Source organism: Rasiella sp. SM2506 (genome assembly GCF_050859505.1).
Classification (GTDB): Bacteria; Bacteroidota; Bacteroidia; order Flavobacteriales; family Flavobacteriaceae; genus Marinirhabdus.
On sequence record NZ_CP193934.1, the window covers coordinates 781,407 to 804,627 of the forward strand.

Below are 23,221 nucleotides of genomic sequence, written 5' to 3' on the forward strand. Positions count from 1 at the left end.
AATAATAAAAAATTGAAATTGCGAAGCAATTGAAATAAAAAATGATTAACAAACGCCTCTTAATCAAAAACCTCCTAGCTCACAACGATGAGAGCAGTTTCTATGATAAAAAACGAAAAATAGACCTGGGCAGTAAAGAAGGAAAGGCGAAGTTTTTAAAACACATTTGCGCGCTTAGCAATAGCAATCCAAAGAACAATAGCTTTATCGTAATTGGTGTGGAAGATGAAGGCAACGAAATAAGGGGTGTCGATTTTTTTGACGATAGCAAACTACAAAATTTAATCAATGCGTATTTAACCAATGCACCTATTATTTCATATGAGAACGTTATGTTTCCGCACTTGTCAGAAGACAAAGTAGTAGGCTTAGTAACCATTAGGCCAACTGGCGAAATCACTTCCTTGCGAAAGAATATCTGGAAGTATTGGGGTGGTTCTATCTTTCTTCGGGATGGAAGTATTTCTATGCCAAAAGACTTTGATATTGTGATTAAAGACGTGAATTCTGAAATCGTTCGTGCCATTGAAACGAAAGCCAAAAATAATATTGAATTAACACTGGACGGCGTAATAGATTTTATAAACAACCGTCATTCTGAACTTGAAGCACACTATAAAGTATTTAAAGAAATTTTTGTGCTTTGTTGGGCGGGACAAACCAAACAGATAAAGGGAAAAACCTATTATTCTCGTGTAGATATTGAATTGATTAACGAGCAGGTAAAATTATTTTATTCGGCCTTGGACGATGTGAGTATTGCTTATACAGATGATTATTTTAAAATTACTGAGTATGTAAGCTTAGGGTTAAATAATCAATTTCAATATTATCCGTTGGAAGAAGTAACTATAGATTTTAAGGAAAACGGATTTTACAATATAGAAACGCAATTAATTTTTGAGGCGCCAAAATTCAACAAAAAGACGTTGTTTCATATTTATAATTCGAATAATGCCTTGCTCGAAAAACTTCAGAAAAATATCCCACTACGCCCTTCCGAAGAAAAAGATGTAGAGAATTTATCCGAAACCTACCTCATATGCTATCTCAACGATTTTACTGAAGCCAAAGAAAAACTCTACGACGCAAAACCCTACCTAAAAACCATAGGCGGCAAGACCTACCAAACCTTTAAGGAAAGCGTGCGGATTTTAAGAAAAGTGAGGTATAATTAAAGCACTTTTTCTTTTATTTTTATATGAATTACTAAAATTCTACTTGAATTCTGTCGTAAATCATAGATACAAATTGAGACTCAAGTTATTATTTTAGTACCTTTAAAATCCTAATTTAAAAAAACAACCTCATGGGCATCTTCGATAAGATAAAAGAAAAATTAAGTCATGAATTTATTGACATCATTGAGTGGCTGGACTATACAGATGACACCATTTGTCATCGATTTGAACGCTACCAAAACGAAATTAAAAACAACGCCAAACTCATTGTTCGTGAAGGGCAAACAGCTGTTTTTATAAATGAAGGACAACTGGCAGATGTCTTTAAACCGGGCACCTACACACTAAGCACACAAAACCTTCCAATACTTACTACGTTAAAAGGGTGGAAATACGGTTTTGACAGCCCGTTTAAAGCCGAAGTATACTTTGTAAACACTCACCTCTTCACAGACGAAAAATGGGGAACCAAAAACCCAATTACTCTAAACGATGATAGATTTGGCTTGGTCGAAATACGAGCGTTTGGTACGTATGCCTTCAAAATTAGCGATGCCGGAAAGTTTGTAGTAGATATTGTTGGAACCGATAACAACTTCACCAATTTCGAAATTAACGAACACTTAAAGAGCTTAATCGCTACGCGTTTTACAGACACCGTAGGTGAAGCTAATCTTCCTATAGAATTATATGCAGCCAACACCACTGAACTTTCGGAAACGTGCAAAAGCGTAATGGAGCCGGAGTTTGAAAGTGTAGGGATTTCATTAGAAAAATTTTATATTGAAAACGTCTCCATGCCCGAAGATCTCAAGAAAGAAATCTTTGAGTACAGCCGTTTGGACAAATTAGACTTAGACAAACTCACCAAATTTAAAACTGCCAAAGCTATTGAGGCTGCCGCAGCCAACGAAGGTGGTACCGCTGGTGCAGGAATGGGTATGGGTATGGGCTTTGTGCTAGCACAACAAATGGGCGGTATGATGAGCCCACAAATGGGAGGCCAACAGCAAGCTCCCGCACAGCAGCAAATGGGAGGCGCCATGCCTCCGCCAATGCCCGCCGCCGTGCAGTATTTTTATTCAGCCAATGGCCAACAAGCGGGACCCGTAGGTTTTGACCAATTACGAGCGCTGTTTGCCAACAGAACGATCAATAAAGACAGCTTAGTCTGGAAGCAAGGCATGCAAAGTTGGACAGCTTTAAACGAAGTAGCAGAGTTGAAAGCATTCTTAGGAGGTAACACGCCACCGCCTTTGCCAAGTAACTAAGCTATTTTGAACATAAGGATAAAGGCTCCTTCCCCTAGCGGGGGAAGGTGTCTCAGCTAAGCTAAGACGGAAGGGGTAACGCTAGCGGAGCGCCCCTGTAAAAGCAATATTTTCAAATAACAATAAACGAGTGCAACCAACCCCCCAACAAACATCCGAACTCAAAAAATCCTGCATTAATTGTGGAGCAGAGCTTCGGTATGCGCCGGGAACTACGGAACTTAAATGTGAGTATTGTGGTTATACACAGGATATTCCACCCGCATTGAATGCATTTCAAGAGTTGGAACTTAACAACTATCTTTCAGAATTAGGTGCGCAATCGCATAGTGAGCAAATTACTATGTTGCATTGTAAGAATTGTGGTGCTAACCAGCACGTAGAAGAAAACTACAAATCGCTGCATTGCGTGTATTGTACTATGCCTTTAGTAGTAGAGGATGCCTATAAGGACGACTGGATTTTACCAGGAGCTGTTTTACCCTTTCAGTTAGACCAGAAAAAAGCACATCAAATCTTTAAAAAATGGGTAGATGGACTTTGGTGGGCGCCCAATAAACTTAAAAAAGCCTCGCTAGATCCACAACATACGAAAGGATTGTATGCACCTTTTTGGACATTCGATGCGCAATTGTACGCAAAATATACGGGACAACGTGGCGAATATTACTACGTAACTAAAACCGTGGGAAGTGGTAAAAACAGAAGAACCGTCCAAGAAAGACGGACGCGTTGGTATCCAGCTGCTGGAACTGTTTCTGGATTTGTGGATGATACGCTCATTAAAGCTTCGGAACAAAAAACGGGCGTCATTCCCAAAAAAGTTGCGCTATGGGATTTAAAAAAACTAGAAACCTTTCAAAGTGGATTCCTAGCTGGTTTTGTCACCGAAAAATATACTATTCCTTTAAAAGATGGCCATTTAGAAGCTACTAATGAAGCCCGTAATATCGCCGAGCGATGGGCACGAAGGGACATTGGTGGCGATACACAAAGAGTTTCATCTATAAGTATGAAGCTTTCCGAAGAGAAATTTAAGCACATTCTACTTCCTGTTTATATAAGCGCGTATCAATTTAAAGGAAAACGCTATAACTTTTTTGTGAATGGACAGTCTGGTATCATTTCTGGACAACGACCCTATTCTTTCTGGAAGATTTTCTTCTTTGTATTGTTTAGTATAGCAATTCTGGGTACTATTATTTATTTTCTGAACCAATAAGAACTTAGCACATATACCCCTTAATGGGTATTTTTTCTTAGTAATCGTTTAAGTATCTTTATGTTACAAAACAAACAGTCATGAAAACACAGCTATTTATAGTGTCTATTCTTCTTCTGGTTAGCAACATAGGTTCTTCACAATGTACTGTAGATAGTTTTGTACAGGATAATTACCTTACAGATGCGTGGACCATGGTATTCAGAGAATTTGCAAACGACCCTACACATCCAGATTATAATGTGCCCTTACTAGATGTAGAAAATACCCTCCCATATCTTGAAAAAATTTCTGCAGTATACAACCTTGTTGCTACGAATCCGGTAGCCGACTCTATATTCAATAAGTTTGAAATCCATGTAAACCAGCGTCACCCAGAAGACATTGCCTTTGGAGAACTATTTTTTGAAGTAGGAGAAAATGTGAGCTGGGTACAGGATTTTATAGACACTGGTATTTCGGGAGTACCTGCCTTAGACCAATTAATGGCAGACTATCAATTTACTATTACAAGCATTTCCATAGTTGATCCTCCAGGTAATTTTTCATTCAAAATTAACTCTACCATTCCTTATCTAAATCATTTTGCGCTTCTGGATGATTTTAGTAATGTGGATGATATAGAATCTGTTTCTCCTGGACAGGGTGCAGGATTTAATTACAATGGGATTCCTTTTCAAATAAACGGTGAAGACGTCGTAGCTACAAATATTATATCAAATAGTGAAGGACTTAAATTTTCTCTTCATGTGGATTTTTGTGGTACTACGTGCGAAATCTCTAAAGGCTGGGATGTGTTTATTTCTAAGGATTGCTCGCAGGTAACTATTGAAGAAATACTAATTTTAAACAATCCTGATTTTACAAAGACAACTTTTAATATATATCCAAACCCTGTAAATGAAAAGCTTATCGTTAAAGCAAAGAATGCTTCTATAACAGCAGTAACTATCTTTTCAGCAACGGGTACTATAATTAGCAGCAATAATCACTATTCTGAAAGCATAGATGTTTCATCCCTATCAGCAGGATTGTATTTTATTGAATTTGTTTCTTCTGAAGGTCAAAAATATATTTATAAATTTCTGAAAAAATAGCCGTCAGTTCCACCTCAATGCTTTTATTTTGATTGTCAATAATTTTTTTAATGTTACGACATGAGAATAGTAGTTGTAGGGGACATACACGGAGGGTTGCGCGCTTTGGAACAGGTTTTGAACTATGTGAAACCTTCGGAAAAAGACACCTTTATTTTTTTGGGTGATTATGTAGACGGCTGGAGTGACAACGCGGAAACCATTCGGTTTTTAATTTCTTTTGCCGAAAATTACAACTGTATTTTTTTACGAGGGAATCATGATGAGTTACTCTATAACTATTTAAAAGGAAAAGAAACCAGCCCTATGTGGTTAAATCACGGTGGCGAATCCAGCATAAAAAGCTATGCAAAACTTTCCGAAGCTGAAATTGACGAGCACCTTCAGTTTTTTGAACGTTTAGAAAATTTCCACATAGATTCTCAAAACCGATGTTACTTACACGCAGGATTTACCGATCAAAAAGGGCCTGCATTTGAATATTTTGAGAATATGGTGTATTGGGATAGGACGTTATGGGAAATGGTATGTGCCTTGGATGATTCTATTTCAACTGAAAGTGATATCTATCCAAAACGATTAAAGCTTTTTAAAGAAATTTATATTGGGCATACGCCTGTTTTCAGAATAGGAAAAGAGGTGCCTGCCAATTTTGCAAACGTTTGGAATGTTGATACGGGAGCCGCTTTTAAAGGAAGGCTTTCCATGATGGATGTGGACACCAAAGAAATATGGCAAAGTGATCCTGTCTGGAAATTGTACCCTGATGAAACAGGAAGAAATTAACTAGCCTCCAACTCAATAGTCACACTTTGGGTTATTACGTGACACATATCTTCATCCATAACAACTATTATAGGACCCGCCGTTTTTGTAATAAAACCCTCTTTTGTGGCGGTGAGTGTGTAAGAGCCCGGACGCTCTCCAGCTCCCACATGTGTATCGAACAAAAAACTTAATGTTTCTGTATAACTGCCATCTTGGGCTACTACTGTAACACCTCCCGGAATAATAGTGTTTGTAGCTGCGTCTCGAACTTGCACGCTTAAGCCAAAAACAAATTCTTCGGTGCATACTACAGGTTCTTGTACGTCCATGTCATCATCTCCACTACACGCAAAACATAGTACTGCAAAAAATAAAATCAAGAGTTTTTTCATATCGATAGAACGTTCTAAAACAGAAAGAAGTATACAACTTATAAAAAACAGTAAACCCGTCCAATTTTGAACGGGTTTACTTTTTAACTCTAAACGGATTTTAAACACTGCTTTTCAACACCTTTTAAAATCACTCGACTTATATTTTAGTCTTTATTTTATAAATCGAATTTTATGCCTTGCGCCAATGGCAATTCATCTGAATAATTCACAGTATTGGTCTGTCTTCTCATATATACTTTCCATGCATCACTTCCAGACTCGCGTCCGCCACCGGTTTCTTTTTCTCCACCAAAGGCGCCACCAATTTCAGCTCCTGATGTTCCAATGTTTACATTGGCTATACCACAATCTGAACCTGCAAATGATAAAAACTTTTCAGCTTCTTTCATTTCATTCGTCATAATTGCACTGGACAATCCTTGAGCCACACCGTTTTGTTTTTCAATAGCATTTTCTACTTCGCCACTGTATTTCATTAGGTATAAAATTGGGGCAAATGTTTCGTGCTGTACAATGGCAAAGCTGTTTTCAGCTTCGATGATAGCTGGTTTTACGTAGCATCCGCTTTCGTAACCTTTTCCTTCAAGAACGCCACCTTCAACTAGTACGTTTCCACCTTCAGCTTTTGCTTTTTCTATCGCTTTTAAATAGGTGTCAACCGATTCTTTATCAATTAAGGGTCCAACGTGATTGTTTTCATCCAACGGATTACCAATCACAATTTGCTTATACGCTCCTACAATGGCATCTCTTACTTTATCATACACACTTTCATGAATAATTAATCTTCTTGTAGAAGTACAACGTTGTCCACACGTACCTACAGCACCAAATACTGCTCCTGGCACTACTACTTTGAGATCTGCTGTTGGGGTAATGATAATGGCATTGTTTCCACCTAATTCTAATAAGGACTTACCAAAACGCTCTGCCACAGTAGCGCCTACAATACGTCCCATTCTGGTAGAACCTGTTGCCGAAATTAATGGAATTCTAGTATCCTTCGTCATCATTTCACCAACCTTATAATCACCATTAATAATAGAAGAAATACCTTCTGGAAGGTTGTTTTCTTTTAATACACCTGCAATAATATTTTGACAGGCAACGGAGCATAAAGGTGCTTTTTCACTTCCTTTCCAAACACAAACATCTCCACAAACCCATGCCAAAGCGGTGTTCCAGGCCCAAACAGCCACTGGAAAGTTAAATGCCGAAATAATACCAACTATACCAATAGAGTGCCATTGCTCACGCATTACGTGACCTGGTCGCTCAGACGGGATTGTTTGTCCGTTTAATTGTCTGGATAGTCCCACTGCAAAGTCACAAATGTCAATCATTTCCTGAACTTCACCATATCCTTCTTGTAGTGACTTCCCCATCTCGTAAGACACCAATTTCCCAAGAGGCTCTTTTAACTCACGTAATTTATTCCCAAACTGACGTACAATTTCGCCACGTTGTGGTGCTGGCATGGCTCTAAATGACATAAAAGCATCTTGAGCTGTGGTTATAACTTTCTCGTATTCTTCCTTTGTCGTTGTGGTTACTTTACCAATTAACGCTCCATCTACTGGAGAATACGAAGCAATTTCTGCTCCGCCTGGAAACGATTTGTTTCCCGTAGAGGTTCCGTGGTTTATAGCTGTTAATCCTAACTGCTTTAATGCTTTGTCCATTCCGAAATCGGTGGCTACTGTTGACATATTGTTATTTTTTATTTCTTCCACTAAAGCGGAATTTATTATTTATTGATTATTCTTATTGGATCGCTGGCGCAATCATTTTTATTAAAAAGATGGGGTTTTAAGTCCCTATTTTTCAAGTGCAAAGGTACGGTTTTCTGAGGCGGTAAAAAAGTTGAGAGGGGGAGAAGTTTAGGGCATTTGGTTTAAAGGATTCTTTTAAAACCACTTACCCGTATTCATAGGTTTTTTCAGCATGTTTTTCATATTTGCTAACGTTCCTCCGTCTGAAAATTTGCGCTTATAGTTTTTAGAACCTTTTAAAATCTCAGCCATAGATTTTTGTTTTTTTGAAAGTTCAGCTTTACGCTTTTCCCAATAAATTTCCTTTTCGGTAGCTTTTTGTCTTATATAATTTGACTGAAGCAACACCTTTCCAAAACCAATTGCGTTTATAGAAACTATAGGTATAGCGTCATCGATTAAAATATCAAGAATTTCAATTTGAGCTTTAATAGACAACTGAGCAACGTGCTTAGAAATATGGATTCGGTTTTTATAGTGCCCATATTTTGATAAAAACTTCAAGACCTTCAAAAATTCCTTATTCAGAAATCTAGACATAAGCCAGTCGGAACTTTGAGATAAAGTCTTTTATAAAATTTCCCAAGCATATCTTAATCTGCCACAAACCTGTCATCAGTAGGCATCACTGTTCCGCAGTTATTGCAGGTACGGAGCTCTTTGTTTCCGTAGAAATCTTTAAAATGTTGTAGAAAATCTTTTTCTACATCATTCAGCGGAAAATATACTTCGTGAAGTTTGTTATTACAATTGTCGCAGAACCATAGCAAACCGTCTTTCCCAGCTAGGTCTTGGCGTTTGCGTTCTACGACCAAGCCTATAGACCCATCTTCACGAACGGGAGAATGCGGTACTTTGGCAGGATGCAGGTACATATCGCCCGGACCTAATTCCATAGTACGTTTTTTACCGTCTTCTTGAATATGAACTTGAATGTTCCCTTCTAGCTGGTAGAATAATTCTTCGGTTTCGTTGTAATGATAATCCTTACGAGCGTTGGGACCACCTACAATCATTACGATGTAATCATTGGCGTCTTTATATAGGTTTTTGTTACCTACTGGTGGTTTTAGAAGATCACGATTGTCTTCTACCCATTTGTTTAAATTGAAAGGTTTAGAAATAGCCATTGCCGTATTGTTATGTGTTTGCATAAAAATACGGCAATTGCTTTACATTAAAAAGGGGAATACTATTACTTTTTATAAAAAAGTTGTGTGAAATAAATTTGTCCTTGAGCATTCTTTACAATTCCAAAACCAGAATGAGTATATAATCCTTCAATTACCTTAAGGTGACCCGGACTGTTAAGCCAAGCATTGACTACTTTTTCTGCAGAGTCGTAACCATACGCTACATTCTCTCCTACTATTACAGCACCTTGATCCTTAAGCGCATTAGAACGTACACCAAAGTTGTCATGACTAATGGTTCCTTTGTCCATCATATATTTTGTATGATCTACCGCATAGGCAGATGCATAGGTTTGATCTCTTTGAATACGAGATAATCCCTGAGTTTCACGATGTTCGTTTACTAATTTTAGAATTTCGTCTGCCATAGCCCAATCGGTTTCGTCGGCTAGGTTTAGATCAATTGAGTAGTTTACTTCTTCAAGTACTACTGCTTCTTCTTTTGAACATGATGCTACAGTAATTAATAATACGATAGCTAGTAAGCTGGTTTTGATAAGTTTCATAATACGGGGGTCATCAAATTTGGGGCATGATGTTGAGTCAAATATATATAAAAATTCCTACAAAAATACACTTAAACGGATAAGCAGTGTATTTCGTCGATGTTTTTAAATATTAATTGATGAAATTCCTACAAATAAAAGCGCCTTTAGCCCTTTGTGTATGGGGATTTTGTAACTTATTTAGGTTTACTCAAAAAAAAATACACATAAACCGAATTTTAACACTTTTAATCGTCATTTTAACACTATTTGACTGTTAAAATGTTAAAATATCACAACCCAAAACGCTAGTTTCTAATGTTAATTCCAAAATATCGATGAAATACACACTACATTCGGAATGGTATTTTATGGTGGCGCTGGAACAACTTTGAAGGAAACAGGTTCTATTTTTAAGAAAAGCCTCTCAATTAAATTTGGAAGTACCAATTAGAATAGAACACGAAATCCTAAAAGATGGTAGTACTGCTATGGAAGCTGGACCAAAACTATGAATGCTATGGAAGATTCGCCTTTGGTTAATGCAGGAAAAGGAGCTGCTGTGGCAATAATTCATTAAATGTATTAGAACGATGCCTTAATAAGGTAGTTTGAAATTACACGGTTTGTTTTTTTCGAAACGCAACCAATTATACTATAGATCCTCTTATAGATATACTAACACGGTTTTATTCTAACAACCTCTTAAAACACTGCCAGCGAGACACTATTACATCTAACTATTCAAAATTTTTCTAGATGCAAATTAAAAACTCGCTATGGGTCGTTTTCTTGAGTGCTAGTGTACTCACAGTTCTATTCTACAAACAAGGCATTGGCCTTAATCTCCTACTATTTGAAGTCCTTTTTATAGGATGGCTCTTTTTTTCTAAACAGCTTTCTTTAACAAACACACTTGTAAAAATAACGTTAGCTGGGATGTTACTCACAGGCGTTTTCACCGTGGTTACTTATTCTATATATGTGTATGTAGTTCATTTTTTTGCGCTGTTCTTGTTTATAGGTGTGCTTAATTTTCAAACCATACGATCATTATTTAGTGGTTTTGGAGCTGCTTTTATTTCGCTGTTTATATCTCAAATTGCTTTTGCGCAACAGTTTTTTAGCAGGAGTGTAGGCGGTGTAAAGGTGGGCAAAGTGTTATGGAGAAGTCGGATTTTTATAATTCCGGTTCTAATCATTGTTGTCTTCTTAACCATGTACGGTTTTTCTAACCCTATTTTTGGTGAGTACCTGGGTGCATTTGGAGATATGTTTCAAAATATAGTTTCCTTTATATTCGAAAATCTGAACATTTCTCTAGTTTTCACCTTTCTTCTTTGCGCGGCCATTAGTATTTTCCTGTGGTATCGAATTCCGGTTCCTTCGGTAGAAAAACACGAACAAATTGCAACCGAAGACCTCCAAAGAAATAAAATAAGACGCAGCCGTTTTTTTAAACTTTCAGCTTTAAAAAGCGAATACAAGGCAGGTATCTTTCTATTGGTCACCCTCAATCTATTACTCCTATTTCTAAATATTCTGGACATTTATTTGGTATGGTTCAATTTTGAATGGGACGGTGAAACACTCAAACAATTTGTTCACGAAGGCACCTATTTACTTATTGTTTCCATCTTAATATCTATAGCAGTAGTGCTCTATTTCTTTCGAGGGAATCTTAATTTTTATCACAACAACAAATGGTTAAAATATCTTGCCTACGCATGGATTGCACAAAATGCTATATTGGCGATTTCGGTTGCCATTAGAAATTTCTGGTACATCAACTACTTTGCGTTAGCCTATAAACGCATTGGCGTGATTCTTTTTTTACTTTTGGTTTTATATGGCCTGTTCACGGTTTTCAGAAAAATACAACATACCAAAACTTCTTTTTATCTGTTTCAGAAAAACACCTTGGCGCTCTACCTGATCTTGGTGTTGAGCAGTTTGATACCTTGGGATTCGGTAATTGCGAAGTACAATTTTGCGCATGCAGATTCGGCGTATTTGCATTTGGAATATTTATCAACTCTTTCAGATAAAGCCCTTCCCCATCTCACAAAGACCAAAGAAACATTGGATGTGACATACAATTTTCAGCAAAAGAAGTATCCGTATCCTTATTTCACCATGACTCACCAAGAATATCTGCATAAAATAGCTTCTAGAAATGCAGCCTTTGCTAAAAAATGGGAAAACAAAAATTTCCTCTCTTGGAATCTGGTAGAATATCTAGCCTACCAAAAACTAGAACCTCAGCAGTGATTTTCGGTTAAAATAATCACAAAACCAACTCCCTAGGCACTAAGACGCTAAAACATCCCGTTACAAGACAAATACCTCCCTCCTCCATTGTATTGAGTTACTCTTGCCGTGCGTTATTTCTTCTGAAATTTCCTGCGAGCACAACCACTATTTTATTGTAATTTTAATTGTTTAAAACCATTACTATGAACACATTGTTGCGTCTTCTTATCTGTGCTGCCTTTCTTTCCTTAGCTTCTTGCGGCGACAAAACCGAATCTTCCCAAACCGACAACCTCTTTAAATTTAAGGAGTATATTAGTAATCACACCTACGGAAATCAAAGCATTGCGGCACCCATTCGTATTAATCTTGCACAACCCTTAGAACAATTTGAAATCACGCAGGAAATCCCTTCGGAATACCTAAAAATCTCTCCCAAAACCGAAGGAACCCTCATCGTTGAAAACAATACCACCCTTATATTTCAGCCAAAAGAATACCTAAAACCAAACACCGAATATACGGTGACGGTGCATCTTCAAAAGTTATACGAAGACATAGACACCGAGTTTAAAAACTACACCTTCAGCTTTAAAACCATTACGCCCAACTTTACTATTAATCTAGAGAATTTGCAGTCTTACAATAAGCAATGGCAGTATGTGAGCGGTACGTTGGAAGCTTCAGATTTGCTGAAACTGGAAGATGCCAAAAAATTAGTTTCCGTAAAACAAGGCAAAAAAGACTTACACATAAAATGGTCTGGGGACGACGCTCAAGCACGGTATTTTAACTTTACCATAGACAGTATTTCACGTAAAATAGAAAATTCTGAAATTGAAATCACCTGGGACGGTAAACCCATTGGTGCCGAGACCAAAGGCAACAATACCTTCGCTATCCCTGGACAGAATAACTTTACGGTAGTAAACGTAGATGCAAGCCATTCGCCTCAGGCTTCGTTAGCAATCAATTTTTCAGACCCTTTAAAAGAGAATCAGGATTTTGCGGGACTTGTAACTATTGAAAATGCTTCAGATCTTCGGTTTGAAGTAGACGGCAACGTGCTGAATGTTTATCCAAACAGTAGAATTATTGGCGATGTTCGCGTCACCATCTTCAACGGAATTAAAAACACAGAAAATTTTGGCCTAAAGAAAGAATTTAGTGAATTAATATCGTTTGAGCAGCTAAAACCAGCGATTCGCTTACTTTCCAAAGGCGTGATTCTCCCCAATGCCGAAAACACTCCTATCTATTTTGAAGCAGTCAACCTAAACCAAGTAGATGTTCGAGTGGTTCAGGTTTTTGAGAATAATATGCTTCAGTTTTTGCAACAGTCCAACCTCGATAATTCCAGTAGTTACAATCTAAAAACAGTAGGACGCCGCGTGGCGAAAAAAACCATTACGCTCGACAAAGGCGTTGGCGAAGATGGTATATGGAAAGCGTACGCAGTAAATCTTGCCGACTTTTTTAAGACCAACCCTGGGTCGTTGTATCAAGTAGAATTTAGCTTTACGAAAGACTATATTCATTATGATTGTGATGCTGAAGATGTAGCTTCCACCGAGGACGACGACTATTATTATGACGATTACGAAGCAGGCTCAGACCTAGACGAAGAAGAACGCGAAGAAAAGTACTGGGACGGCGAGATGTATCGTTGGAGAACCTATTCCTATAATTGGGAACAACGCGACAACCCTTGTCATCCGGCATATTACAACGAAGACCGTGTGATAGCCACCAATGTTCTGGGGAGTGATTTAGGTATTATCGCGAAAAAAGGAAACAACCTAAGCTATCATTTTGCAACCAACAATTTACTGAACACCCAACCTGAAAGTGGTGTAAAAATCGACTTGTTTAACTTTCAGCAACAACGTATTGAAACGGTAACCACCGACACTCAAGGTTTTGCCATTTACGACAGCGATAAAACCATCGCTTTTGCTGTAGCTAGAAAAGGAAAAAACTATGCCTACGCGAAACTAGGCGATGGAAACGCTTTGAGCCTTAGTAAATTTGATGTCTCCGGAAAGCAATTACAAAAAGGTCTCAAAGGATTTTTATACACTGAAAGAGGCGTTCACCGCCCTGGAGACAGCATTCACCTCACCTTTGTATTAAACGACGTTGCCAACCCGCTGCCAAAAAACCATCCCGTAAAATTAGAGGTAACTGATGCACGAGGGAAACTGGTGCAACGTACAGTTTTATCGCAAGAAAGTAATACCACACTCCGGGGGGCCAGGGCGGACAATGGCTTTTACTATTTCCCCATAAAAACCGAAGCCACAGCCCAAACAGGAAATTGGAACGCCAACATAAGCGTGGGCGGAGTGAAATTCAGTAAAACATTAAAAGTAGCGACGGTAAAGCCTAACCGGCTCAAAATAAAACTAGATTTTGACGATGATATACTGGATGCCAGCAAACTCGTGAAAGGAAGCGTGGAAGGATTATGGCTCCACGGAGCGCCTGCAAGAAACCTCAAAGTTGAAATGAACACTACGCTACGAAGTACCACCACGGCGTTCGACAAGTTTAAAAAATATCATTTTAACGATCCTATCCGAACGTTTGACGAAGTTGAAATACCCGTGCTTTCCAAAAATCTTTCTGCGGATGGAACCACAGATTTCTCCAAGAAATTTGATATTTCCAACAAAGCGCCAGGAATGTTGCAAGCTACTTTTTTAACGAAGGTTTTTGAAGGGGGCGGTGATTTTTCGATTGATGTTTTCAGTAAAAATCTGGCGCCTTATTCACACTTTGTGGGGATGCAATCTCCAGAACCGCATCGCTATGGTTCGTATTATACAGACCAGAAAACAACCTTTGACGTAGTTTCGGTAGATGCGCAGGGCAACGCAAGTGGAAACCGAGAACTAGACGTAAAAATATTTAAAATTGAATGGCGCTGGTGGTGGAACCGTAGCTACGACAACCTTTCTCGCTATGAAGATGCGACCATTTACCGTCCGTTTAAAGAAATGAGTGTTACTACGGGAGGCAACGGGAAAGGAAATTTCAGCATCGATATTCCCGAAGAAGAAGGTGGCCGGTATTTAATTAGAGTAATCGACAAAGAATCTGGACACGCAACAGGACGCGTCACTTATTTTTATAGAAACTGGTGGAAACGCCCCACAGATGGAGATTCTGAAAGTTCTAAAATGCTCATCTTTTCCGCCAACAAAGAAAAATTTGATGTAGGCGAAGAAGCCGTGCTTACGTTTCCTTCGGGAAGTGCTGGGCGTGCTTTGATTAGTATTGAAAACGGTACCGAAGTGTTATCAACCCAATGGATTGAAACTACAAAAGGCGAAACCCAAGCCAGAATTAAAATCACCAAAGAGATGGCGCCCAATGTATATGCGAACATTTCATTGTTACAACCGCACGAACAGACCAAAAACGATTTGCCGATGCGTTTATACGGGGTAATTCCAATTTTAGTGGAAGATCCTTCAAAGGTGCTAAAACCAAAATTACAAATGCCCGAAGTGTTAAAGCCTGAGGAAACTTTCAGCATTAAAGTTTCCGAAGAAAACAACAAACCCATGACCTACACCGTGGCGATGGTAGATGAAGGTTTACTGGATTTAACGCGCTACGTAACGCCAAAAATTCACGAAGCTTTTTACACTCGCGAAGCTTTGGGTGTTAAGACGTTTGATATGTATGATTATGTAATTGGCGCGTATTCCGGAAGCGTTAATAATATTTACGAAGTGGGTGGTGGCGACGCAGCAGCAGGTGCGAAAAACCGAAAAGCAGACCGCTTTAAGCCTGTGGTGCGTTATCTGGGACCTTTCACCTTGAAAAAAGGAGAAACGGCAACACATAAAATTACCATGCCTAATTATATAGGTTCTGTACGAACAATGGTAGTTGCAGGCGATACCGATAAAAGCGCCTACGGAAAAACAGATAAAACAACGCCCGTTCGTAAGCCCTTGATGGTATTAGCATCTGTGCCACGCGTGCTGAGTCCGGGTGAGAAAGTGACCATTCCGGTGACCGTTTTTGCGATGGAAAAAAAGGTTCAACACGCCACCATTAAACTGAAAGTTGGCGATGCTTTAAAACCCTTGGATGGTTTGTCAAAAACTATTTCCTTCCCAGAAGTAGGCGAACAAATCGTGAATTTCGAATTTGAAGTATTGCCTACCGATACCTTCCAAACTATTGAAGTTTTAGCTTCGGGAAGCGGGGAAAGTGCGAGCTACAAGCTAGAAGTAGATGTAGAGAACCCAAATCCAATTTCACAAAAATCCACGCAGTACACCCTTTCCGAAGATGGCAACCAAACCATCTCTTTTGACACCTTTGGCGTAGCAGGATCGAATGCGGCAACGTTGGAATTTTCATCCTTACCACCCATGGATTTTAGCAAACGGATGGAGTATTTAATTAGATATCCACATGGGTGTGTGGAGCAAACAACTTCGGCTGCTTTTCCGCAGTTATTTCTAGCAGATGTGTTTGATATTACTTTCGACAAGAAAAAAGACATTGAAGGCAATGTAAATGCAGCCATCAAAAAACTGGGACGCTATCAAATCACAAATGGCGGGATGGCATACTGGCCTGGCGAGCGACAAGCAGACGATTGGAGTACCAATTATGTAGGTCATTTTATGTTGGAAGCCAAAGGAAAAGGCTATGCCTTGCCTATCACTTTTATGAGCAATTGGTTGCGCTACCAAAAAAATGCAGCAAGACAATGGCGTAATAGCAACACAAGCTACAATTCTACCTTAACACAGGCGTACAGATTGTATACGCTGGCGCTAGCTGGACAACCAGAATTGGCTGCGATGAACCGTTTGCGAGAATCCAACAACATGAGCAACGATGCCAAATGGCGATTGGCTGCTGCCTATGCCTTAGCAGGGAAAAAGAATGTTGCAGAACAACTAATGAGCACAGCAAACATCAATTTTATCCCACAGCGGTATGATTATTATACGTATGGTTCGCCCTTTAGGAATAAGGCGATGGCGTTGGAGACGATGGTTGCTACAGGTTCTCCAAAACAGCGGGAGATGGCTATTTCTGTTGCGAAGGAGTTATCTTCTCAGCGATGGTTTAGTACACAAGAAACCAGTTACGCCTTGTTGGCAATGGCAAAAATGGTTGAGAAAAATGGCGGGAAATCTTTAGAGGTTTCTTACACCAACAATGGAAAATCTGAAACCGTTAAAACTGATCGAGCGGTAGCGCAACGAGACATTGGCATACAAATGGGCAATAACTCCATAACCGTTAATAACAAAAAAGGAAATGTAGTGTATGTAACATTGGCTCAAAAAGGAAAACTTCCTTTAGGAAACGAGTTGACAGAGCGAAAAAACCTAACAGTAAAAGCCTCCTATTTAGACGGAGCAGGAAAACCATTGGATATAAAAAACGTACGCCAAGGTACTGAAGTGAATGCCGTAGTTTCCATCACGAATACCTCTAACGATTATGTTGATAACATGGCACTCACCAAAATCTTCCCTGGCGGTTGGGAAATCGTGAACACTAGTTTTACAGAGCTAGGTGGTGGTGCGTCAGGAGCAGCGCGATACAAAGATATACGTGACGACCGAGTGAATTTTTATTTCGATTTAGCGGCGGGGAAAAGCAAAACGTTTACCGTGAAGTTGAACGCTTCGTATTTAGGAACTTATTATTTGCCGGGCACTCAAGTGGAGGCGATGTACGATACTAATTACTATGCAAGGAATCAAGGGATTTGGGTTGAAGTTAGTCAGTAGTCGGTAGCGGGTAGGACGCTTCGCTTGTAGTTGTGAGTCTGCCTGCCAATGCACGACAGACAGGTGGTGAGATCGCTTCGCTTTTAGTGAAATGCAGTTTTTTGATCTGCAAGGTTTCAAGTGGATGAAGCGATGCAACCTTGTAGGTCTGACTAACGGGTTTAAATAAAAAACAAAATCCCTCACCCCAACCCTCTCCCGCTGAGAGGGAGAATAAATTTCACAAAACGAACAATGCTAAAAAAAATCACACATACCATCAAAAAACACAAAATCAAGTTCAGTTTGCTTTTGGTGGGATTGGTATGCTGGTTTTTTTGCCTTCCGCGGCCTCTTTTTCAAGATCCTACTTCAACCGTGGTGGAAAGTAGAGAGGGCGTTTTACTAGGCGCACGTATTGCGACAGATGGCCAATGGCGATTCCCGAAGTTAGACTCGGTACCGTACCGATTCGAGCAATCTGTTTTACACTTTGAAGATGAATATTTCTACAGCCATCCAGGGTTTAATCCTATATCAATTAGCAAAGCCTTGTGGGGAAATCTTACCTCTTCAACTCGTCGTGGGGGAAGTACACTAACCCAACAAGTGATACGTTTATCACGAAAAAACAAGCAACGTAGCTATGGCGAAAAGGTGATTGAAATCTTTCAGGCCACGCGTTTGGAAGCGGGATATTCTAAAAAAGATATTTTAAACTTTTACGCTTCGTATGCTCCCTTTGGTGGAAATGTGGTGGGATTGGAAACTGCTGCCTGGCGCTATTTTGGGATTCCAGCAAGTAAATTAAGTTGGGGGCAATCTGCTGCTTTAGCCGTGTTGCCTAATGCGCCTGCTTTGATTTTCCCTGGAAAGAACGAAGCCATCTTAAAAGAAAAACGCGATAGATTGTTGCTGAAATTATTTCAGAAAGAAGTCATTGATCAGATGACCTATGAATTGGCACTGGACGAAGCCTTACCAGGAAAACCGTTCCCGTTACCCGAAACTGCGCTTCATTTAACTGAAAAAATCAGGAAAGAACACCCAGGGGAGCGAATTAAAACCACCATAGACCTCAACTTACAAACAACCCTAAACCGAATCGTAACCGAGCAGTATTTTCAGTTACAGCAAAATGAAATTCACAATCTGGCCGTTTTAGTATTGGATGTAGAAACACGTGAGATTTTGGCCTACATTGGTAATGCACCTACAACGGTTGAAAACAATAAGTTTGTTGATGTTATTGACAAGTCCAGAAGTACGGGAAGTATTTTGAAACCATTTTTATACACCGCACTGTTAGATAGTGGGGAGTTGTTACCAAACACGTTGGTGGCAGATATTCCTACAGTGATTAATGGGTATCAACCAGAAAATTTTGACAAGGAATTTAATGGCGCGGTCCCAGCAAGTGTTGCTTTGTCACGTTCCTTGAATATTCCTGCGGTACGGATGCTTCGGTCTTACGGACTAGAACGTTTTCATAGAAGATTGGACGAGTTGCAATTGAAGGGCATTAATCGTGAAGCCAATTATTATGGGCTTTCGCTAATTTTAGGTGGCGCCGAAAGTTCGCTTTGGGAAATCACGAATGCCTACGCAGGAATGGCTTCCACACTTAACTTTTTTAACGAAACTTCCAGCGAATACCGAACTACCGATTTTAAACACCCTACTTATATTTCTCACGCTGAAACTGATTCAGAAAAAGTAAGAAACCCTACTGTTTTTAATGCAGGCGCTATTTACAAAACCTTTGAAGCCTTGCAAAAAGTAAATAGACCTCTGGGGGAAGAAAACTGGGATTTTTTTAGCAACTCGCAACCTATTGCCTGGAAGACGGGAACTAGTTTTGGGTTTAAAGATGCCTGGGCGGTTGGGGTGACTAAAAAATACGCCATAGGTGTCTGGGCAGGAAATGCAGATGGTGAAGGCAGGCCGGGATTAACAGGCTTGCAAGCGGCAGCTCCCATCTTGTTTGATGTATTGGATGTACTCCCAAAAACCGATTGGTTTGCTACGCCTTATGATGAATTGACCGAAGTTTCGGTTTGCGCAATTAGTGGTCATTTGGCAGGTGTTTTTTGTGGGGAAACCGTTTCAGAATTTATTCCGAAGAACGGCGTGCGCACGGAGCCTTGTCCGTATCATCAGCAAGTATTTTTGGCGCAAAACGAGCAATATCGGGTGAACTCTTCTTGCTACGAGTTAGCTGAAATGATACAGGAATCGTGGTTTGCACTTCCGCCGGTTATGGAATATTACTACGCTCCCTTACACCCTGAATACAAAGTGCTACCGCCGTTTAGACCAGACTGTTTACAAGAAGGAGAAGCGTTGATGGAGTTTATATTTCCGAACCCGCCTGCCGGACGGGCAGGGCCAAACGAAACTATTTTACTTGCTAAAAACTTTGAAGAAGAAACGCAGGATGTGATTTTTAAAATTGCCCACCGTAATCCCGAGACCAAGATTTATTGGTATTTGGATGGTAGTTTTATAACTACTACAGAGACTTTTCATCAAATAGCGTTACAACCTTTACCTGGGGAATATGTGCTAACGGCTGTGGACCAAGACGGGAATGAGATTAAGCAGCGTGTTGTTGTGGAGAAAGCTAGTTAGTCACCTCGAAGCACAGCGAGAGGCCACACTTCTTGCTAAGAATGATTTTTAATGGGTTAGCTACCTCGAAAAGTCCCCCTTCCGAATTTCAGCAACATAAATTGTAAGTACCATTAAAATTTCTTGGGCTGAAATCCACCCCGCAAAAAAGACGGGGCAGGCTCTTCCCCCGAATCGCGGATAAAAACTTTTCAAATTTCATTGAACATTCTGTAACCGCTGTGGGAAGGAGCCAGCTGTGTGTTGATGCTGGTTTTAAAACTAAAATCCTCTTTCTTTCTGCAATTGCTCATACGCCTCTTGCACCTTTCTAAACTTTTCTTCGGCACCTTTTTGGTACGCTTCATCCATGTGTTGTAGTTTGTCTGGATGGTATTTCTTGGCCATAGTTCGATAGGCTGTTTTTATTTCAGCAGTCGTGGCGGTTGTTGTAATTTCTAAGATTTTATAAGCACTATCAGGATTTTTGAAGAACATCGCTTTTATACTTTCAAAATCCTGTACTTGTATGGCGAGATAGCGGGCAATGTTATTTATTTCTACTACTTCGGGCTGAGTCACATAACCGTCTGCATTGGCAATGCTGAACAAGAAATGGAGAATTTGTAATCTAGATTCGTAACGCGTTCGGGTGCGTAAGAGCGCACATATTTTTGCTGAAGATATCTCACGATTTTTAATCACTTCATTAAAAACCTTAAACGTAGCATTAGCGCGTTCTTTTCCGTAGGCTTGCACAAAATACTGGCGCACATAGTCCAGTTCTTTTTGGTTTACAACTCCATCGGCTTTAATAACAAGAGATGCCAGCGACAAGAGGTTCAGTTCAAAATCGGCTGGGGAAACAGTGTCACTTCCCTGTTGCTGAAATACTTGTTGAAATCCGCCGCCAGACTTCCCTTTGCCACCAATCATCTTATCTAGTAAGCTTCCTAATAGAAAGCCAATAATAGCTCCCGGAAATCTAAAAAATGTATAGCCCAATACGGCCAACAACCAACGAATCATCTGCTTCTTATTTACTCAATTATACTGAGGTGCAAATATAAGTAATGCTTTTCTAGGGGGTGTTATATTGGAAGGTATAAAAAATTCAAAATCACAAGCTCCAAATTCTAAACTCCCTAACCCTTCCGTTATAAAACGGGACAGGCTCTAAAGGGTAGGTCAAGTGTTTTTTAAGAAGATAGTCCCTCCTTCAGTGTAAGTTTTTCCGAAGCAAATTGACTATCTTTGTATTGAAAATTAATGATTTAAAAGAAAAGATTATGTATCCAGCAGAATTAGTAAAACCGATGCGTGAAGACCTAACAAGTATAGGCTTTAACGAATTATATACAGAACAAGACGTAACCAATGCGTTAGCAAAAGAAGGAACTACTTTGGTAGTTGTGAATTCAGTTTGTGGTTGTGCAGCTGCCAATGCGCGCCCAGGAGCCCGTATGAGCTTGCAAAACGCAAAATCTCCAGATCACCTAGTAACTGTTTTTGCAGGCGTTGACCGTGAAGCGGTAGATGCTGCGAGAGCACAAATGGTACCATTCCCTCCAAGTTCGCCTTGTATGGCGTTGTTTAAAGATGGTGAGTTAGTCCATATGCTAGAGCGCCACCACATTGAAGGACGTCCAGCCGATATGATTGCCGAAAATTTAAAAGGAGCTTTTAACGAATTTTGTTAGTCCCCTCCTCAATCCTCCCCAGAAGGGAGGAAGAAAAAGATGAACCGTTTTCTAATTATAGAAAACGGTTTTTTTATTTTTGTATCTCGGCTTCGTTCGGTAACCAATGTTTTTTATAATTTATTTTAATTTTGAAAATTTTAAGCTATCCATTTTCAGTCGTATTCTATTTGCTGTTTGGCGGTACCATTGTTCTGTTTCACCCCATACAATGGATTGCTTTTAACTGGTTTGGTTACCACGCACACAAAATTGCAGTGGATGCGCTACAATGGTTTTTAATGCGCTGCCTCAATGTTTTAGGAACTCGTTTTACCGTTGAGCTTCCTGATAACTTACCGGTAAACAAACCCGTTATTATTGCTTCCAACCATCAAAGTATGTGGGACATCCCGCCGTTAATTTGGTTTTTGCGGAAGTTGCACGTAAAATTTATTTCTAAAATTGAACTGGGAAAAGGAATTCCTTCCATTTCATACAATCTGCGGAAAGGCGGTTCTGTATTGATAGATCGTAAAAACCCTGAGCAGGCTACCGCTCAAATTGAAAAGATTGCACAGTATATCTCTTCAACCCATAGAGCCGTCGTTATTTTTCCCGAAGGTACCAGAAGCCGTGATGGCTATCCAAAACCCTTTAAAACAAAAGGCTTAAAACTCCTTTTTAAAAACGCTCCAGATGCTTTTATTCTCCCGGTAAGTATTAGTAACTCATGGAAATTACAGCGTTTTGGAATGTTCCCAATACCTATGGGAGTTCATTTAAAAATGAAGGTGCACGAACCCATTAAAATTTCAGAATACCAGCCAGATGCGCTTATTTCTTTGGTAGAACAAACGGTGCTAAAAGATATAGTTCATGATTAATTCTGAAGAAAAATTGCTTCTGGAAAACACCATCGCTTTTGTAAAAAAAGAATTACAAGATGCCGAAGGTGGTCACGATTGGTTTCATATAGAACGTGTGTATAAAAATGCTAAGTTGATTGCTGAAGAGGAAGCTGTAAACAATTTGGTCGTTGAAGTAGCTGCTTTACTTCACGACATTGCCGATTCCAAATTTCACGGAGGAGACGATACGATTGGGCCCAAAAAAGCCGCTGAATTTTTAGCAACTCAGAAAATTTCCGAAGAAGATAGCACACACATTGTAAACATTATTGCCAATGTTTCTTTTAAGGGCGGAAATGCCAAAAAAACGTTTCATTCCAAAGAATTAGAAGTTGTGCAAGATGCAGACAGGTTGGATGCATTAGGTGCTATTGGGATTGCCCGCACGTTTAATTATGGCGGTTTTAAAAACAGAAAACTTTATGATCCCGCTATCCCACCGCACTTGAAGATGACGCCTTCAGAATATAAAGCTTCTATGGCGCCCACCATCAACCATTTTTACGAGAAATTATTACTGTTGAAAGATAAAATGAATACCCAAACTGCCAAAAAAATAGCCCAGGAACGTCACCAATTTATGGAGCAATTTCTTGAGCAATTTTATGCCGAATGGAATGGAGAGTGTTAA

17 protein-coding genes are annotated in these 23,221 nt (G+C 39.5%); 11 read left to right on the forward strand and 6 right to left on the reverse strand.

Going from position 1 to position 23,221, the window contains the following annotated elements:
- Positions 1-41 precede the first annotated feature (41 nt).
- The 5 genes from ACQ2HF_RS03630 (at position 42) to ACQ2HF_RS03650 (ending at position 5,557) form a co-directional block, all read left to right on the forward strand.
- Complete coding sequence (locus ACQ2HF_RS03630; RefSeq protein WP_432412163.1) at positions 42-1,178, forward strand: ATP-binding protein; 1,137 nt, start codon at positions 42-44, stop codon at positions 1,176-1,178.
- A 131-nt stretch (positions 1,179-1,309) separates the two neighbouring features.
- The gene (locus tag ACQ2HF_RS03635; RefSeq protein WP_432412164.1) at positions 1,310-2,452 is read left to right on the forward strand and encodes an SPFH domain-containing protein; all 1,143 of its coding nucleotides are present in this window, start codon (positions 1,310-1,312) and stop codon (positions 2,450-2,452) included.
- Between the two features lie 130 nt (positions 2,453-2,582).
- Positions 2,583-3,674, forward strand: a complete 1,092-nt coding sequence (locus ACQ2HF_RS03640; RefSeq protein WP_432412165.1) for a DNA helicase PriA — start codon at positions 2,583-2,585, stop codon at positions 3,672-3,674.
- A gap of 80 nt (positions 3,675-3,754) precedes the next feature.
- Entirely contained in the window at positions 3,755-4,771 is a 1,017-nt protein-coding gene (locus ACQ2HF_RS03645; protein WP_432412166.1) for a T9SS type A sorting domain-containing protein, read from the forward strand.
- Between the two features lie 60 nt (positions 4,772-4,831).
- Positions 4,832-5,557, forward strand: a complete 726-nt coding sequence (locus ACQ2HF_RS03650) for a metallophosphoesterase family protein (protein WP_432412167.1) — start codon at positions 4,832-4,834, stop codon at positions 5,555-5,557.
- Here the strand turns inward: ACQ2HF_RS03650 and ACQ2HF_RS03655 are convergent.
- The 5 genes from ACQ2HF_RS03655 to ACQ2HF_RS03675 form a co-directional block, all read right to left on the reverse strand.
- Positions 5,554-5,931: a hypothetical protein gene (locus ACQ2HF_RS03655; protein ID WP_432412168.1), complete on the reverse strand. Its 378-nt coding sequence runs from the start codon at positions 5,929-5,931 to the stop codon at positions 5,554-5,556. The two genes, ACQ2HF_RS03650 and ACQ2HF_RS03655, sit on opposite strands and share 4 nt — an antisense overlap.
- A gap of 158 nt (positions 5,932-6,089) precedes the next feature.
- Positions 6,090-7,643 (reverse strand): L-piperidine-6-carboxylate dehydrogenase, encoded by a 1,554-nt coding sequence (amaB, locus tag ACQ2HF_RS03660; protein WP_432412169.1) that lies wholly within the window; start codon positions 7,641-7,643, stop codon positions 6,090-6,092.
- Between the two features lie 198 nt (positions 7,644-7,841).
- A complete protein-coding gene (locus ACQ2HF_RS03665; protein ID WP_432412170.1) occupies positions 7,842-8,246 on the reverse strand; it encodes a hypothetical protein in 405 nt (134 codons plus the stop codon).
- 53 nt (positions 8,247-8,299) lie between these two features.
- Entirely contained in the window at positions 8,300-8,836 is a 537-nt protein-coding gene (locus tag ACQ2HF_RS03670; protein ID WP_432413049.1) for a 3-hydroxyanthranilate 3,4-dioxygenase, read from the reverse strand.
- A gap of 65 nt (positions 8,837-8,901) precedes the next feature.
- Positions 8,902-9,405 (reverse strand): CAP domain-containing protein, encoded by a 504-nt coding sequence (locus ACQ2HF_RS03675; RefSeq protein ID WP_432412171.1) that lies wholly within the window; start codon positions 9,403-9,405, stop codon positions 8,902-8,904.
- 738 nt (positions 9,406-10,143) lie between these two features.
- Here ACQ2HF_RS03675 and ACQ2HF_RS03680 point away from each other — a divergent pair.
- The 3 genes from ACQ2HF_RS03680 (at position 10,144) to pbpC (ending at position 20,021) form a co-directional block, all read left to right on the forward strand.
- On the forward strand, positions 10,144-11,655 hold the full coding sequence (locus ACQ2HF_RS03680) for a DUF4153 domain-containing protein (protein WP_432412172.1): 1,512 nt from the start codon (positions 10,144-10,146) through the stop codon (positions 11,653-11,655).
- Between the two features lie 185 nt (positions 11,656-11,840).
- Positions 11,841-17,411 carry an alpha-2-macroglobulin gene (locus ACQ2HF_RS03685; protein ID WP_432412173.1) on the forward strand — a complete coding sequence of 1,857 codons (5,571 nt, stop codon included), beginning with the start codon at positions 11,841-11,843 and terminating at the stop codon, positions 17,409-17,411.
- Positions 17,412-17,645: 234 nt separating this feature from the next.
- A complete protein-coding gene (gene pbpC / locus ACQ2HF_RS03690; RefSeq protein WP_432412174.1) occupies positions 17,646-20,021 on the forward strand; it encodes a penicillin-binding protein 1C in 2,376 nt (791 codons plus the stop codon).
- Positions 20,022-20,282: 261 nt separating this feature from the next.
- Here the strand turns inward: pbpC and ACQ2HF_RS03695 are convergent, their stop codons facing one another.
- Complete coding sequence (locus tag ACQ2HF_RS03695) at positions 20,283-21,029, reverse strand: TerB family tellurite resistance protein (RefSeq protein ID WP_432412175.1); 747 nt, start codon at positions 21,027-21,029, stop codon at positions 20,283-20,285.
- Positions 21,030-21,289: 260 nt separating this feature from the next.
- Here ACQ2HF_RS03695 and ACQ2HF_RS03700 point away from each other — a divergent pair, with 260 nt between their 5' ends.
- The 3 genes from ACQ2HF_RS03700 (at position 21,290) to ACQ2HF_RS03710 (ending at position 23,221) form a co-directional block, all read left to right on the forward strand.
- Positions 21,290-21,700 carry a BrxA/BrxB family bacilliredoxin gene (locus ACQ2HF_RS03700; RefSeq protein WP_432413050.1) on the forward strand — a complete coding sequence of 137 codons (411 nt, stop codon included), beginning with the start codon at positions 21,290-21,292 and terminating at the stop codon, positions 21,698-21,700.
- Between the two features lie 131 nt (positions 21,701-21,831).
- On the forward strand, positions 21,832-22,566 hold the full coding sequence (locus ACQ2HF_RS03705) for a lysophospholipid acyltransferase family protein (protein WP_432412176.1): 735 nt from the start codon (positions 21,832-21,834) through the stop codon (positions 22,564-22,566).
- The gene (locus ACQ2HF_RS03710; RefSeq protein ID WP_432412177.1) at positions 22,559-23,221 is read left to right on the forward strand and encodes an HD domain-containing protein; all 663 of its coding nucleotides are present in this window, start codon (positions 22,559-22,561) and stop codon (positions 23,219-23,221) included. Before ACQ2HF_RS03705 ends, ACQ2HF_RS03710 begins: the two co-directional genes overlap by 8 nt.

Bases quoted from the DNA above. Each gene is read 5' to 3' on its own strand.
- ACQ2HF_RS03630 (WP_432412163.1), top strand. From the start codon at position 42: ATGATTAACAAACGCCTCTTAATCAAAAACCTCCTAGCTCACAACGAT.
- ACQ2HF_RS03635 (WP_432412164.1), top strand. From the start codon at position 1,310: ATGGGCATCTTCGATAAGATAAAAGAAAAATTAAGTCATGAATTTATT.
- ACQ2HF_RS03645 (WP_432412166.1), top strand. From the start codon at position 3,755: ATGAAAACACAGCTATTTATAGTGTCTATTCTTCTTCTGGTTAGCAAC.
- ACQ2HF_RS03650 (WP_432412167.1), top strand. From the start codon at position 4,832: ATGAGAATAGTAGTTGTAGGGGACATACACGGAGGGTTGCGCGCTTTG.
- ACQ2HF_RS03655 (WP_432412168.1), bottom strand. From the start codon at position 5,931: ATGAAAAAACTCTTGATTTTATTTTTTGCAGTACTATGTTTTGCGTGT.
- amaB (WP_432412169.1), bottom strand. From the start codon at position 7,643: ATGTCAACAGTAGCCACCGATTTCGGAATGGACAAAGCATTAAAGCAG.
- ACQ2HF_RS03665 (WP_432412170.1), bottom strand. From the start codon at position 8,246: ATGTCTAGATTTCTGAATAAGGAATTTTTGAAGGTCTTGAAGTTTTTA.
- ACQ2HF_RS03670 (WP_432413049.1), bottom strand. From the start codon at position 8,836: ATGGCTATTTCTAAACCTTTCAATTTAAACAAATGGGTAGAAGACAAT.
- ACQ2HF_RS03675 (WP_432412171.1), bottom strand. From the start codon at position 9,405: ATGAAACTTATCAAAACCAGCTTACTAGCTATCGTATTATTAATTACT.
- ACQ2HF_RS03680 (WP_432412172.1), top strand. From the start codon at position 10,144: ATGCAAATTAAAAACTCGCTATGGGTCGTTTTCTTGAGTGCTAGTGTA.
- ACQ2HF_RS03685 (WP_432412173.1), top strand. From the start codon at position 11,841: ATGAACACATTGTTGCGTCTTCTTATCTGTGCTGCCTTTCTTTCCTTA.
- pbpC (WP_432412174.1), top strand. From the start codon at position 17,646: ATGCTAAAAAAAATCACACATACCATCAAAAAACACAAAATCAAGTTC.
- ACQ2HF_RS03695 (WP_432412175.1), bottom strand. From the start codon at position 21,029: ATGATTCGTTGGTTGTTGGCCGTATTGGGCTATACATTTTTTAGATTT.
- ACQ2HF_RS03700 (WP_432413050.1), top strand. From the start codon at position 21,290: ATGTATCCAGCAGAATTAGTAAAACCGATGCGTGAAGACCTAACAAGT.
- ACQ2HF_RS03710 (WP_432412177.1), top strand. From the start codon at position 22,559: ATGATTAATTCTGAAGAAAAATTGCTTCTGGAAAACACCATCGCTTTT.